Annotated in this window: 12 protein-coding genes; 6 read left to right on the top strand and 6 right to left on the bottom strand. The window is 74.6% G+C overall.

Going from position 1 to position 12,900, the window contains the following annotated elements; translation table 11 throughout:
- Positions 1-19 precede the first annotated feature (19 nt).
- The 5 genes from J2S66_RS30265 to ssd are packed head-to-tail and all read right to left on the bottom strand — an operon-like array spanning position 20 to position 3,899.
- The gene (locus J2S66_RS30265; RefSeq protein WP_310311267.1) at positions 20-574 is read right to left on the bottom strand and encodes a type II secretion system F family protein; all 555 of its coding nucleotides are present in this window, start codon (positions 572-574) and stop codon (positions 20-22) included.
- Positions 571-1,380, bottom strand: a complete 810-nt coding sequence (locus J2S66_RS30260; protein WP_310311264.1) for a type II secretion system F family protein — start codon at positions 1,378-1,380, stop codon at positions 571-573. The genes J2S66_RS30265 and J2S66_RS30260 overlap by 4 nt, the downstream gene beginning before the upstream one ends.
- On the bottom strand, positions 1,377-2,507 hold the full coding sequence (locus J2S66_RS30255) for a TadA family conjugal transfer-associated ATPase (RefSeq protein ID WP_310311262.1): 1,131 nt from the start codon (positions 2,505-2,507) through the stop codon (positions 1,377-1,379). The genes J2S66_RS30260 and J2S66_RS30255 overlap by 4 nt, the downstream gene beginning before the upstream one ends.
- On the bottom strand, positions 2,504-2,860 hold the full coding sequence (locus J2S66_RS30250; RefSeq protein WP_310311259.1) for a hypothetical protein: 357 nt from the start codon (positions 2,858-2,860) through the stop codon (positions 2,504-2,506). Before J2S66_RS30250 ends, J2S66_RS30255 begins: the two co-directional genes overlap by 4 nt.
- Positions 2,850-3,899 carry a septum site-determining protein Ssd gene (gene ssd, locus J2S66_RS30245; protein WP_310311257.1) on the bottom strand — a complete coding sequence of 350 codons (1,050 nt, stop codon included), beginning with the start codon at positions 3,897-3,899 and terminating at the stop codon, positions 2,850-2,852. Before ssd ends, J2S66_RS30250 begins: the two co-directional genes overlap by 11 nt.
- Positions 3,900-4,402: 503 nt before the next feature.
- Here ssd and J2S66_RS30240 point away from each other — a divergent pair.
- The 6 genes from J2S66_RS30240 (at position 4,403) to murQ (ending at position 12,420) form a co-directional block, all read left to right on the top strand.
- Positions 4,403-5,215 (top strand): HAD-IB family hydrolase, encoded by an 813-nt coding sequence (locus J2S66_RS30240; protein ID WP_310311255.1) that lies wholly within the window; start codon positions 4,403-4,405, stop codon positions 5,213-5,215.
- A 564-nt stretch (positions 5,216-5,779) separates the two neighbouring features.
- The gene (locus tag J2S66_RS30235; protein ID WP_374726151.1) at positions 5,780-7,522 is read left to right on the top strand and encodes a glycoside hydrolase family 3 protein; all 1,743 of its coding nucleotides are present in this window, start codon (positions 5,780-5,782) and stop codon (positions 7,520-7,522) included.
- The gene (locus tag J2S66_RS30230) at positions 7,519-8,805 is read left to right on the top strand and encodes an exo-beta-N-acetylmuramidase NamZ family protein (RefSeq protein ID WP_310311253.1); all 1,287 of its coding nucleotides are present in this window, start codon (positions 7,519-7,521) and stop codon (positions 8,803-8,805) included. The genes J2S66_RS30235 and J2S66_RS30230 overlap by 4 nt, the downstream gene beginning before the upstream one ends.
- Positions 8,806-8,817: 12 nt before the next feature.
- Positions 8,818-10,470, top strand: a complete 1,653-nt coding sequence (locus J2S66_RS30225) for a serine hydrolase domain-containing protein (protein ID WP_310311251.1) — start codon at positions 8,818-8,820, stop codon at positions 10,468-10,470.
- Positions 10,471-10,570: 100 nt separating this feature from the next.
- Complete coding sequence (locus tag J2S66_RS30220) at positions 10,571-11,488, top strand: MurR/RpiR family transcriptional regulator (protein WP_310311249.1); 918 nt, start codon at positions 10,571-10,573, stop codon at positions 11,486-11,488.
- Positions 11,485-12,420, top strand: coding sequence for an N-acetylmuramic acid 6-phosphate etherase (gene murQ / locus J2S66_RS30215; protein ID WP_310311247.1), 936 nt, complete (start codon positions 11,485-11,487; stop codon positions 12,418-12,420). Before J2S66_RS30220 ends, murQ begins: the two co-directional genes overlap by 4 nt.
- Here the strand turns inward: murQ and J2S66_RS30210 are convergent.
- Complete coding sequence (locus tag J2S66_RS30210; RefSeq protein ID WP_306744378.1) at positions 12,389-12,838, bottom strand: Lrp/AsnC family transcriptional regulator; 450 nt, start codon at positions 12,836-12,838, stop codon at positions 12,389-12,391. The two genes, murQ and J2S66_RS30210, sit on opposite strands and share 32 nt — an antisense overlap.
- Positions 12,839-12,900 lie beyond the last annotated feature (62 nt).

Here is a 12,900-nt window from a genome sequence, read left to right as displayed (position 1 = left end):
ATCCCTCCATTGTGGACAGTCACCAGCTCTCCCCCACCCTTCCGATCAGACCGATCACCACGGGCGCGACACCCAGGCACAGGAACGCCGGCAGGAAGCACAGCGCCAACGGCCCCGCCACCAGCACGGCCGCCCGTTGCGCACGCGCCTCGGCCCGGTCGGCGACAGTCGCCCTGGCCTCCGCGGCCAGGTCCGCGGCGGCCCCCGCCAGGGCCGCACCCGACCTCGCGGTCCGCCGAGCGGCGCGGGCCAGCGGAGCCGTGTCCGGGTGGCGCAGGGCGCCCGCCCAGGCCGTCACCGGGTCCGCGCCCAGGTCCAGCAGGTCGCCGACCTCCCGGAGGCGCTCGGCAGCTCCCGGCGGGACGCCCGCCAGGACGGCGTGCACCGCCCGGGCCACCGGGAGCCCCGCCCGCAGCGCCGCGGCCAGGAGGTCCCAGGTCGCCGCCTGCGCGAACGGGTCCGGCGGGCGGGCCCCGGACTTGCGGGGCCGCCGGCGCGGCGGCCTCACCCTGGCGCTCGCGGCGGACCGGGCCGGGAACACGACCAGCGCCAGCGCCAGCAGGAACGCGCTCACGCGACCACCTGCCTCGTCAGCCGCCCGCTCCACCGCAGTCCGCCGCAGATCAGCAGCGCACCGACCACCAGCAGGACCTGGCCGACGGCGGTGCCGGCGAGCACGGCGAGCGGCCCGGCTCCGCTCGCCTCGCCCAGCAGGACGCCGAGCAGCGGCAGGCCGGCCAGGACCGCCGCACTGGCCCGTGGACCGGCCATGCGCGCGTGCACCTGCCTGGCGAACGCGGTGCGGCGGTCCAGGTCCCGGCGCACCGCGTCGAGCACGTCGGCCAGCGGCACGCCGTGGTCCGCGGACAACCGCCACGCCCTGGCGAGGTGGTGGGCGTCCGGGAAGCCGGCCAGGGCCGCCTCCACGTCACCGCCCCGCGCCGACGTGGCCGCGATGGCGCGCAGGACGTCCCTCGCGGGTGGCTCGGCGTCCTCGGCCGCCCCGGTCGCGGCGCCCGCCGGGTGGGCGCCCGAGCGCAGTTCCGCGACGAAACCGCCCAGGCCGTCCGCCAGTGCGCCCGTCGCCCGGAGCCGGTCGCGTTGCCGCGCGGTGTCGCGGTGCACGCGCCACGCGGTCGCGGCGAGCGCCGCGCCCGCGATCGCGCCCCCGACACCCGCCGGCAGACCGAGCGCCGCGCCCGCCACGAGCACCGCGAGTCCGGTGGGTGCGGGCACCCGGCGCCGGATCGACCGGAGTCGCGGACCGGTCAGCCGGCGGCGGGCCGAGGTCGACGGCACGAGCAGCAGCGCCGAGGCCAACAGCGGGAGGGCTGGCAGCGGGAAGGCCGGGCTCGCGAAGGACGGGACGAGGCCGCTCACGTCCACCCCACCAGGGACTTGAGCTCCCCGCCCGCCTCCTGCCAGCCGATGTCGCGGCGCCATGCCGGGACCACCGCCGGTCGTCCGTCCCGGTGGCCCAGGACGCCGACCTCGGCCAGGTGCCGGGTGCCGTCGGCGGCGCGGCGCACGTGCAGCACGACCTTGACCGCGGCGGCGAGCTGGCTGTGCAGCGCGGCCCGGTCGAGCCCGCCCGAGGCGGCCAGCGCCTCCAGCCGCGCGGGCACCTCGGCGGGCGAGTTCGCGTGCAGGGTGCCCGCGCCGCCGTCGTGGCCGGTGTTCAGGGCGGACAGCAGCTCGCACACCTCGGCGCCGCGCACCTCGCCGACCACGATCCGGTCGGGGCGCATCCGCAACGCCTGGCGGACCAGGTCGCGCAGCGTCACCTCGCCCGCCCCCTCGACGTTCGGGCCGCGGGCGAGCAGCCGGACGACCTGGGGGTGGTCCGGCCGCAGCTCCCCCGCGTCCTCCACGCAGACCACGCGCTCGTGGTGCGGCACGCAGCCCAGGAGGGCGGCGAGCAACGTCGTCTTGCCCGACCCGGTGCCCCCGACGACCAGGAACGCCTGGCGGGCCCGCACGATCGCCCGCAGCAGCTCGGCGGTGGGCCCGTCGAACGTGCCGCACGCCTGCAACGCGGCCAGGTCGTGCGCCGCCGGTCGGAGCACGCGCAGCGACAGGCAGGTGGACGGCGCGATCGGCGGCAGCACGGCGTGCAGGCGCACCGCGCCGGGCAGCCACCCGTCGACGTACGGCGCGGCGTCGTCCAGCCGCCGCCCGGCCACCGCCGAGAGCCGTTGGGCGAGCCGCCGGACGGCGGGCTCGTCGGGGAAGCAGATCCCGGTCCGGCGCAGGCCGCCGACACCGTCCACCCACACCTGGTCCGGTGCGGTGACGAGGACGTCGGTGGTGTCCGGGTCGCGCAGCAGCGGTTCGAGGAGCCCCGCCCCGACGAACTCCTGCCGCAGCACCGCGAGCGCCCGCTGGACGTCCTCGTCCCCGAGGACCCCGCCCGCCTCGCCGCGGACCGCCTCGGCGACCGCGGCGGACGTCAGGTCGCCGCTCCCGTTGGCCAGCCTCAGCCGGACGCGCTCCACGAGATCGCTCATCGCGCACCCCACCGGGACCGGAGCCGGGTGGAGCGGACCCGGACACCGTCGACCGCTCCACGAGGCAGCCTCGGCGACGGCACCGGCTGCCCGGGTGGCGCACCGCCGTGCACCGCCGGGGCACCGGGGGTCCCCGCCGGCCCGGCACCGCACGGGTCGGGATCGGCGGGCTTCCCGCCGCCCGCCCCGGTCAGGCGGTAGCTGCGGAAGGTCGGGGGCGGTCGGTGGTTGGGGTGGGCGGTCAGGAACGGCTTCGCGCCGGTGGCGCCGGCGGTGGTCGGGCCGGCGGAGATCAGGTCGGCGCACATCGGGTCGGCGCACATCGGGTCGGCTGCCTCCGGGTCAGTGGTCATTGAGGGCCGCCAGGACTTCTCGGGCGGCCTTGGCCAGCGGGCCGCGCGTGGTATCGGGGAAGCGACCCTGGTCGAGCGCCGCGGCCAGGCGGCGTGCCGGGCGCATGCTGGTGAGCAGTGGGAGGTCGACCGCCTCGGCCACCTCGCCGCTGGTCAGACCGCCCGGGGAGGGGCCGCGCACGACGGCCCGCAGTCGAACGCCCCGGTCGGTCACCTGGTCGACCAGGGGCTGCGCGGCCATGCACGCCTTGACGTCGGCGGGCACCACCATGATCGCCAGGTCGGCCCGGTCGAGCGCCGCGCACGCGGCGGCGGTGAGCTGGCGCGGGACGTCGCACACGACGGTGCCGCCCGCGCGCCTGCCCGCCTCGACGACCGCCACCACGGCGGCGGGTTCGGGGCCCGGCCCCGTCCGGCCGCAGGACAGCACGGTCAGGCTGCCTCGCTTGCCGGTGCGGCCGGGCAGCGCCGAGCGGAGCGCCGCCGCCGGGACGCGACCTCCCTTGAGGTGCAGGGTGGGCCACCGCAGGCCCTCCTGGCGCTCGGCGCCGAGCGTCAGGTCGAGGCCGCCGCCGAGCGGGTCGCAGTCGACCAGCAGGCCGTGGCCGCCGGACGACAGCACGGCCTGGCCCACGGCCACCGCCAGCACCGACGCGCCCGCACCGCCGCGCGCGCCCAGGACCGCGAGGACCCGGCCGTCACCGGACGGGCCGTCGAGGGCGTCGGCGAACGCGGCCCGCAGCGCGGCCTGACCGGTGGGCAGCTCCAGCACCTGCTCCGCGCCCAGCGCGACGGCCCGCCGCCACGTCGCCTCGCCCGGCGGACCGGTGGCCACGACGTGCACGCCCGGCCGGCGGGGCAGTTCCCCCGCCGCGCCCGCCGACGCCTCGTCCAGCACCACCACCGGCGCGGCGTGCCAGCGGGCGCGCAGCGCGGGCGCGTCGGCGACGCGCTCCACCTCGCACCCGACCACCGCCGCGGCGTGCAGGACCTCGTCCAGCAGAACCGCGTCGGACACCAGGACCACTGGTCGTTCCACCGTTCCTCCTCAGCTCGACCCACCCGGAGCGGATCTCCGGTGTCCACGGTCGCGAGCGGTGAGGAACGACACAACGATTCATGATCGACATGTGGACAACTTGACGGCCTGTGGACAACTCCCGGGACCCGGAACGGGGGTGGCGGGGCGCGACACGCGTCGGCACGGCACACGTCCAGGTGACACGCGGGACGGTGGCGACGGCGTCGGGAACGGCCGCGAAAGGCGGCGGGAACGCGACGGGAGCGCGGGGGCGAACCGACCCCGGACATGGGACGACCCCCGCCAGGGGGGAGGGACGGGGGTCGTCATCGGTTCAGTCCCGGGGGGTCGGACTGAACCCGTCCGGTCGAGCCGGACGGGACTACTGTATCCCCACGGGCCAGGGTCGTGCGTGTCTTCCGTTAGAGGGAAGAGGAAATTTCGTCCGACGGCACATCCAGTTCGTAAAGTGACGAACGGCTCGTGCCGGTCCGCTCCGCCGACCGCCCTAAGCTGGAGCCGTGACCGAGCACGCCACCGAGGGCAGCCGCGTCGCCGCGTTCTTCGACCTGGACAAGACCGTCATCGCCAAGTCGAGCACGCTGGCGTTCAGCCGGCCGTTCTTCCAAGAGGGCCTCATCAACCGGCGTGCGGTGCTCAAGAGCGCCTACGCGCAGTTCGTCTTCATGCTGGCCGGCGCCGACGACGACCAGATGGACCGGATGCGCTCGCACATCACCGCGCTCTGCCAGGGGTGGGACGTCGAGCAGGTGCGCTCGATCGTCGAGGAGACGCTGCACGACATCGTCGACCCCCTGGTCTACAAGGAGGCGACGCAGCTCATCTCCGAGCACAAGGACGAGGGCCACGACGTGGTCGTGGTGTCCGCGTCCGGCGCGGAACTGGTCGCGCCCATCGCCACCATGGTCGGCGCGACGCACAGCGTGGGCACGCGCATGGTCGTCTCGGCCGGCCGGTACTCGGGCGACGTGGACTTCTACTGCGCGGGCGAGAACAAGGCCCTCGCCGTGAAGCAGCTCGCCGACGAGCACCACTACGACCTGGACCGCTGCCACGCCTACTCGGACTCGATCAGCGACCTGCCGCTGCTGGAGGCCGTCGGCCACCCCACCGCCGTCAACCCGGACCGCGCGCTGCGCCGGGTCGCCGAACGGCGCGGCTGGCCGGTGCTGACGTTCTCCGACCCGGTGTCGCTGCACGCCCGCATCCCCCGCCCCTCGGGCGCGACGGTCGCCGTCACGGCCATCGGCCTCGGCGCGGCGACGGTCGCGGGCGCCGCCTGGTACGGGCTGCGCCGCCGCCGCCGGAGCTGATGCGCCCGCCCCTCCCCCTCGGACGGCGGTACCGGCACTCGGAAGCCCAGGAACGCTGTGACAGCACCAGGTCCGCTACGGAACGTCGCTTGACCGGTGCACCCCATCGAGCACTTGCTGTGACGCGCAACACGTACTACAAATGGAGGTGCGGACCTCGGGTCGGCCAGGGACGAAGCGGAGGAGAAGCGACGTCCACCCCGACCGGGCTCCGTGCGCGGACTTCGAGACACCCACGCGCGGCACGCCGCGGGAGGCTTGTCGTCTAGGGCCTGCGTACCGGGACGCCGGACGCCGAGGCCAGGTCGGTACGACACGAGTTGCGCGCCTGGTAACTCGACAGTCCGCGCCGCGATGTTGGGCCCCTCGACGAGGGGCCCAACGTCATGTTCGGACCCGAATCGGAAAAGACACCCGATCGGAGGACCGGCCGCAGCCGGTCCTCCGTCGGTGGCCCCCAGGACAATTCCCACGCAGCGCAACCCGTTGACCCGTCCCTGTGACGTGGGTAACTTGCCGATTACGACCACCTTCTGGTGGAAGTTTTCATGTGGGGAGGCCGCCGTGCTCCGTCCGCTCGTCGCCGCCGTCGCCGTGGTCGCGGCGTCCACCGCCGCACCGCCTCCGCTCGCCGTCGCCGCGCCCGACCAGGCGCGGGTCGTCGACCAGGTGCGGCAGCAGGCCGCCGCCCTGGCCCGCGGCATGACGCTGGAGCAGAAGGTGGGGCAGCTGTTCGTCACCTACGTGCACGGCCAGGCGCCGGACGAGCAGCACCCCGGCAACCTGCGCGACTTCGGCGTGGCCTCCCCGGCCGAGGTGGTGGCGGAGTTCCAGCCGGGTGGGGTCATCTACTTCAACAACTCCAGCTACGACAACATCGACACCCCGCGCCAGATCGCGACCCTGTCCAACGGGCTCCAGCGCGCGAGCCGCATCCCGCTGGCCATCTCCACCGACCAGGAGATGGGCATCGTCACCCGCATCGGCGCCCCGGCCACCCAGTTCCCCGGCAACATGGCGCTCGGCGCGGGCCGCAGCGCCCAGGACGCCGAGCGCGCCGCCCGCATCACCGCCCGCGAACTGCGCGCGATGGGCGTCAACCAGAACTTCGCGCCGGACGCGGACGTCAACTCGAACCCGGCGAACCCGGTGATCGGCGTCCGCTCGTACTCCAGCGACCCCGCGCTGGCCGCCGAGCTGACCGCCGCCCAGGTGCGCGGCTACCAGGGCAGGCTCCTCGGGCGGGACTCGGTGAGCGCCACCGCCAAGCACTTCCCCGGCCACGGCGACACCGCCGAGGACAGCCACACGAGCCTGCCGACCGTCGACCGCACCGCCGAGCAGTGGCGGGAACTGGACGCGCCCCCGTTCGAGGCTGCCATCGCGGCGGGCATCGACTCGATCATGACCGCGCACATCACGATGCCGCGGATCGACCCCTCCGGCGAGCCGGCCACGCTGTCCAAGCCGACGCTGGACCTGCTGCGCGAGGAACTCGACTACGACGGCGTCGTCATCACCGACTCGCTGGCCATGGCGGGCGTGCGGCAACTGCACGGCGACGCCGAGATCCCCGTCCTGGCCCTCAAGGCGGGCGTGGACCAGCTGCTGATGCCGGTGGACCTCCGACTGGCGATCGACAGCGTGGTCGCGGCCGTGCGCGGCGGCGAGCTGACCGAGCGGCGGATCGACCAGAGCGTGCTGCGGGTGCTGCGGATGAAGCTGCTGCGCGGCATGCTGACCAGCCCCCGCGTGGACGTGGAGGGGGTCGGGGCGGTCGTCGGCGCACCGGAGCACCTGGCCGACGCGCGCCGCATCACCGACCGCACGATCACCGCCGTGCGCAACGACGCGGGCGTGCTGCCACTGGCCGCGAGGCCGACCGCCGCGCTGGTCACCGGGTGGGGCGAGACGACGACGCGCACCCTCGCGGGCGTCCTCGGCGGCACGGCCCTGCCGACCGGCACCGCGCCGACCGAGGCCCAGGTCGCGGCGGCCGTGCAGGCGGCGGCGACCGCGGACGTCGTGGTCGTGCTGACCAACGGCCTGTCGGCCCGGCCGGCCCAGCAGACCCTGCTGACCAGGCTGCTCGCGACCGGCAAGCCGGTGGTCGCGGTGGCCGCCCAGAACCCGTACGACGTGGCGCACACCGCCGCGCCGACGTGGCTCGCCACCTACTCCTACAGCGCGGTGTCGATGGAGTCGCTGGCCCGCGTCATCACCGGGGAGGTGCGTCCGGCGGGCAGGCTCCCGGTGGACGTGCCAGGACCCACGCCGTACCCGCTCGGCCACGGCCTGGCCTGGTGAGCGCCGTGGACCGCAGGCACTTCCTCGCCGGCGCGCTCGCCGCGCCCGCCCTCGCCGCCCTCCCCGCCGACGCCTCCGCCGGTCCCGACGCCTCTGCCGACCCCGACGCCGCGGCCGGTTCCGGTCGGACGAGGAGGCTGGAGACCGGGGCGGAGCAGCTGGCCTCCGACGGCTGGCGCCGGTTCGCGGGCGCCAAGGTCGGCGTCGTCACCAACCCGACCGGCGCGCTGCGCGACCACACGCACATCGTCGACTCCATGGTGGCCGCGGGCGTGCCGCCGGTGGCCGCGTTCGGCCCGGAGCACGGCTTCCGCGGCACGGCGCAGGCCGGCGGCTCGGAGGGCGACTACCTCGACCCGCGCACCGGCATCCCGGTCTACGACGCCTACGGCGCGAACGCGACGAAGTTCGCCGGCATGGTCGCCAAGGCGGGCGTGGACACGCTGGTGTTCGACATCGCGGACATCGGCGCGCGCTTCTACACCTACATCTGGACGATGTACACGGCGATGCAGGCCGCCGCCGCGACGGGCGCGCGGTTCGTCGTGCTGGACCGCCCCAACCCGGTCGGCGGCAGGGCCCGCGGGCCGCAGCTCGATCCGGCGTACGCCACCGGCGTCGGCCGCAAGCCGATCGCGCAGCAGCACGGCATGACGATCGGCGAGCTGGCCCGCTTCTTCGACGGCGAGTTCCTGCCGACCGACGGCGGTCGGGTGAGCGGCCTGGAGGTCGTCGACGTCAGGGGCTGGCGCCGCGACCAGCTCGACACCGGGCTGCCGTGGGTCCCGCCCAGCCCCAACGTGCCGACGCGCGACACCGCCCTGGTCTACCCCGGCACGTGCCTGTTCGAGGGCCTGGTGTTCTCCGAGGGCCGCGGCACGACCCGCCCGTTCGAGACGATCGGCGCGCCGGGCCTGGACTGGCGGTGGGCCGAGGACCTGAACACGCAGGGCCTGCCCGGCGTCCGGTTCCGCGAGACCCACTTCACGCCGACGTTCCAGAAGTTCGCGAACCAGCTGTGCGGCGGGGTGGCCGTGCACGTGACCGACCCGGACCGGTTCGACGCGCCGCGCACCGCCGTGGCCATGATCGTCGCCGCGAAGGCCCGGTACCCGCAGGTGTTCGCGTGGCGGCCGGACAACTGGATCGACAAGCTCAGCGGCTCGGACCGGCTGCGCCGCATGGTCGACGCGGGCGCGGGCACCGACGAGGTGGTCGGCGCCTGGTCCGAGGAGCTGGCCGCGTTCGACCGCACCCGCCGGCAATACCTGCGCTACCGGTAGATGGAGAGAGCGATGCGCATCCCTGCCCTGCTTGTCGCCACCACGCTCGTGATCACGACACCCGCGCACGCCACCGGCGGCCACGAGGCCCGCTTCGACCGGCCGCACGACGGCTGGGCGCACAGCTCCGTGCTGCGCGCAGGCACCCCGGAACGGGTCGGGCTCGACCCGGCCCCGATCGACGCCGCCCTGGACCGGGTCGAGCAGTACACGAGACCGGACGCCACCGGTCACCCCCTGTTCGCGGGCGCCGTCACGCTGCTCGCGCACGAGGGCACCGTGGTCACCCACGAGCCGACGGGCTGGGCGGTCCGCTACGGCGACGGCTCGGCCGTCGAGCTGCCCGAGGACCAGCGGGTGCCGATGACCCGCGACACGATCTTCGACCTGGCGTCGATCTCGAAGCTGTTCACGTCGATCGTCGTGATGCGCCAGCACGAGCTGGGCAGGTTCGAGCTGGACGACCCGGTCGCCGAGCACCTGCCCGAGTTCGGCGTCAACGGCAAGTCGTCCATCACGGTGGAGCAGCTGCTCACGCACACGTCCGGCCTCGTGGCGTGGCTGCCGCTGTGGTCGCGGTACCCGGACGTGCCGTCGCGGGTGAAGGCCGTCATGGACACCACGCCGGTCAACCCGCCGGGCACCGCGTACGTCTACTCCGACCTGAACCTGATCACGCTGGGGCTGCTCGCGCAGAAGTGGTCGGGCACGCCGCTGGACGTGCTGGTCCGCGAGGGCATCACCGCGCCGCTGGGCCTGAAGGACACCGGCTACAACCCGCCCGCGAGCAAGCTCGACCGGATCGCGGCGACCGAGTACCAGGCCGGCCGGGGCGTCGTGCGCGGCGTCGTGCACGACGAGAACGCGTGGTCGCTGGGTGGCGTCGCCGGGCACGCGGGCATGTTCTCCACGGCCCGCGAACTGGCCGTCCTCGGCCAGGCGATCCTCAACGGCGGCTCGTACGGCGGTCGGCGCATCCTGCGGCCGGACACCGTCGAACTGATGCTCACCGACTTCAACCAGGCGTTCCCGGGCAACTCGCACGGCCTGGGCTTCGAGCTGGACCAGCGCTGGTACATGGGCGCGCTGACCTCGCCGAGGGCCGCCGGGCACACCGGGTTCACCGGCACGACGCTGGTGCTCGACCCGCTGTCGAGGTCGATCGCGATCCTGCTGACCAACCGGGTGCACCCGAGCCGCGACTGGGGCTCGATCAACCCGGCCCGCCGGGCGGTCGCGAACGGCCTGGCGCAGGCGATGGCGGTGAAGCCGCGGCACGGCACCGCGCACACGCCGACCGCGGGCGGCGCCACGTTGACCACCCGGGCCCTGGAGCAGCGCCCCGGGCAGCGGAAGCTGGTGTTCGACGCGTTCGTGGACCTCGACCCGGGCGACTCGGTCGTGGTGGAGGCGACGGACGACGGGGCGACCTGGCGCGAGGTCCGGGTGCTGACCGGGTACGGGCAGCGGCGGTGGCAGCGGGTCGAGGTCGTGACCGAGGCGGCGGTGGCGTTCCGCTGGCGGTACGTCCAGGGCACCGGTTACGGCGGCCGGGGCGCGTACGTGGACTCGGTGCGGATCACCGATCGGCGGGGCGTGCTGCTCGACGCGGAACGCGAGCCGGTGGGGTTGCACTCCGAAGGGTGGCGGGTCGCGGACCGCTAGTCACCCACCCTGCCGCCAAGTGGTGGGATTCGGTCACGGTTGGGGTGAGTTGCACCCACCCTGCGTTGACCACCCGTTGACCGGTTAGTAAGTTTCCCACGTGTCCACTGAGAACACTGCCGATTCCAGCCCCCTGGTCACGATCCGCTCGCTCCTGCCCGGCCTCGCCCGTGCGGAGCAGCGGGTGGCCAAGGTCGTGCTGGACAACCCGGCGACCGTCGCCCACCGCAGCATCACCGAGGTCGCCGAGGCCGCGGGCACCAGCGAGACCACGGTGACCCGCTTCTGCAAGGCCATCGGGGTGGGCGGCTACCCCGAGCTGCGCATAGCGCTCGCCGCCGACACGGCGCGCACGTCGATGCGCAGCGACCGCGACCTGGGCGGCGACATCGGACCGGGCGACGACCTGCGGCAGGTCGTCGGCAAGGTGGCGTTCGCCGACGCGCGCGCGGTCGAGGAGACCGCCGAGCAGCTGAACGTCGAGACGCTGGAAGCGGTCGTCGAGGCGGTCGCGGGCGCGGGCAGGGTGGACGTCTACGGGTTCGGCGCCAGCGCGTTCGTCGCGTTCGACCTCCAGCAGAAGCTGCACCGCATAGGGCGTACCTGCTTCGCGTGGAACGACACGCACATCGCGCTCACCTCGGCCGCCGTCCTCACCCCGGCCGACGTCGCGGTCGGCATCTCGCACACCGGCTCCACCTCGGAGACCGTCGAGGCGCTCCGGGTGGCCGGCGACCGCGGCGCGACCACGGTGGCGCTGACGAACTTCCCGCGCTCCCCGATCAGCGAGGTCGCCGACCACGTGCTCACCACGGCGGCGCGCGAGACCACGTTCCGGTCGGGCGCCATGGCCAGCCGCATCGCGCAGCTGACCGTGATCGACTGCCTGTTCATCGGGGTCGCCCAGCGGCACGTGGACAGCGCGAAGACCGCCCTGGAGGCGACGTACGACGCGGTGGCGGGCCACCGGTTGGGCGCCAGGCCGGACGGCCGGCGACGCCGGGAGAGCGCTAAATGACGCCGCCGCGGCACGACGTCGTGGTCACCGTGGAATCCCCCACCGAGGCCAGGAACCCGAGGACCGAGGACATCGACCGGCTGTCCACGCTGGACGTGCTGCGGCTGATCAACGCCGAGGACCACCTGGTCCCGGACGCCGTGGCCGCCGTCCTGCCGGAGCTGGCGCGGGCGGCGGACCTCGCCGTGGGCGCGCTGCGGGCCGGCGGGCGGGTGCACTACGTGGGCGCGGGCACCTCCGGCCGGCTGGCCACGCTGGACGCCGCCGAGCTGGTGCCGACGTTCAACACGCCGCCGGACTGGTTCGTCGCGCACCACGCGGGCGGGCGGGAAGCCCTGGTCAACGCGGTGGAGAACGTCGAGGACCAGGCGTCCGCCGGCGCCGCCGAGATCCGCAGGCACGCGGTGGCGGGCGACCTGGTGGTGGGCGTCACGGCGTCCGGGCGCACGCCGTTCGTCGTGGCCGCGCTGGAGGAGGCCCGCGCGCTGGGCGCCCGCACGGTCCTGGTGTCGAACAACCCGACCGCGACCGCGCCGGTCGACGTGGACGTGCTGATCGCCGTGGACACCGGCCCGGAGGCCATCGCCGGGTCCACCCGGATGAAGGCGGGCACGTCGCAGAAGCTGGTGCTGACGTCGTTCTCGACGGCGGTGATGGTCCGGCTGGGCCGCACCTACTCGAACCTGATGGTGTCGATGCGCGCCACGAACGCGAAGCTGCGCGGTCGCACGGTGCGCATCCTGCGCGAGGCGACGGGCCTGGCCGAGCAGGAGTGCACGACGGCGCTGGCCGACGCGGGCGGCGACCTCAAGGTCGCGCTGGTGCACCTGCTGGCCGACGTGCCCACCGCGCTGGCCGCGGACGCCCTGGGGAAGACGCAGGGGCACGTGCGGCAGGCGCTCACCCTGCTGGCACCGGGCGCCACGGGATAGGCGTGGACAGCACCATCGCGCTGGACGTCTCGCCGTAGCCGCCCAGCCGGACGAGCAGCCGCTCCAGCTCGCTGACCGACGTGGTGACGACCTTGACCACCGAGCAGATGTCCCCCGTCAACCGCACCACCTCGACCACCTCGGGGCAGTCGTCGAGCAGCTCGGGGTGCACGGTGATGCACCGCGAGCCGTAGCACTTCATCCGCACCAGGGCGATGACCGGCCGCCCCACCATCGTCGGGTCCACCGCGGCCCGGTAGCCGGTGATGACGCCCGCGTTCTCCAGCCGGCGCACGCGCTGGGCCACGGTCGGCGGCGACACGTGCACGCGCCGGGCCAGCTCGTTGTACGACAGCCGCGCGTCGTCCTGGAGCGCCTCCAGCAGGGCGCGGTCGACGCCGTCCAACTCGATGCTCATGACCGTGAAGCTACCCGCCCGAATCGTTTGCGATCGTGAGAAGTTCGCTGGTCAGCGTGTCG

Source organism: Saccharothrix longispora (assembly GCF_031455225.1).
In the GTDB taxonomy this organism is placed as follows: domain Bacteria; phylum Actinomycetota; class Actinomycetes; order Mycobacteriales; family Pseudonocardiaceae; genus Actinosynnema; species Actinosynnema longispora.
Note: the sequence above shows the minus strand (reverse complement) of the source record. Positions and strands in the feature narration are given on the sequence as shown.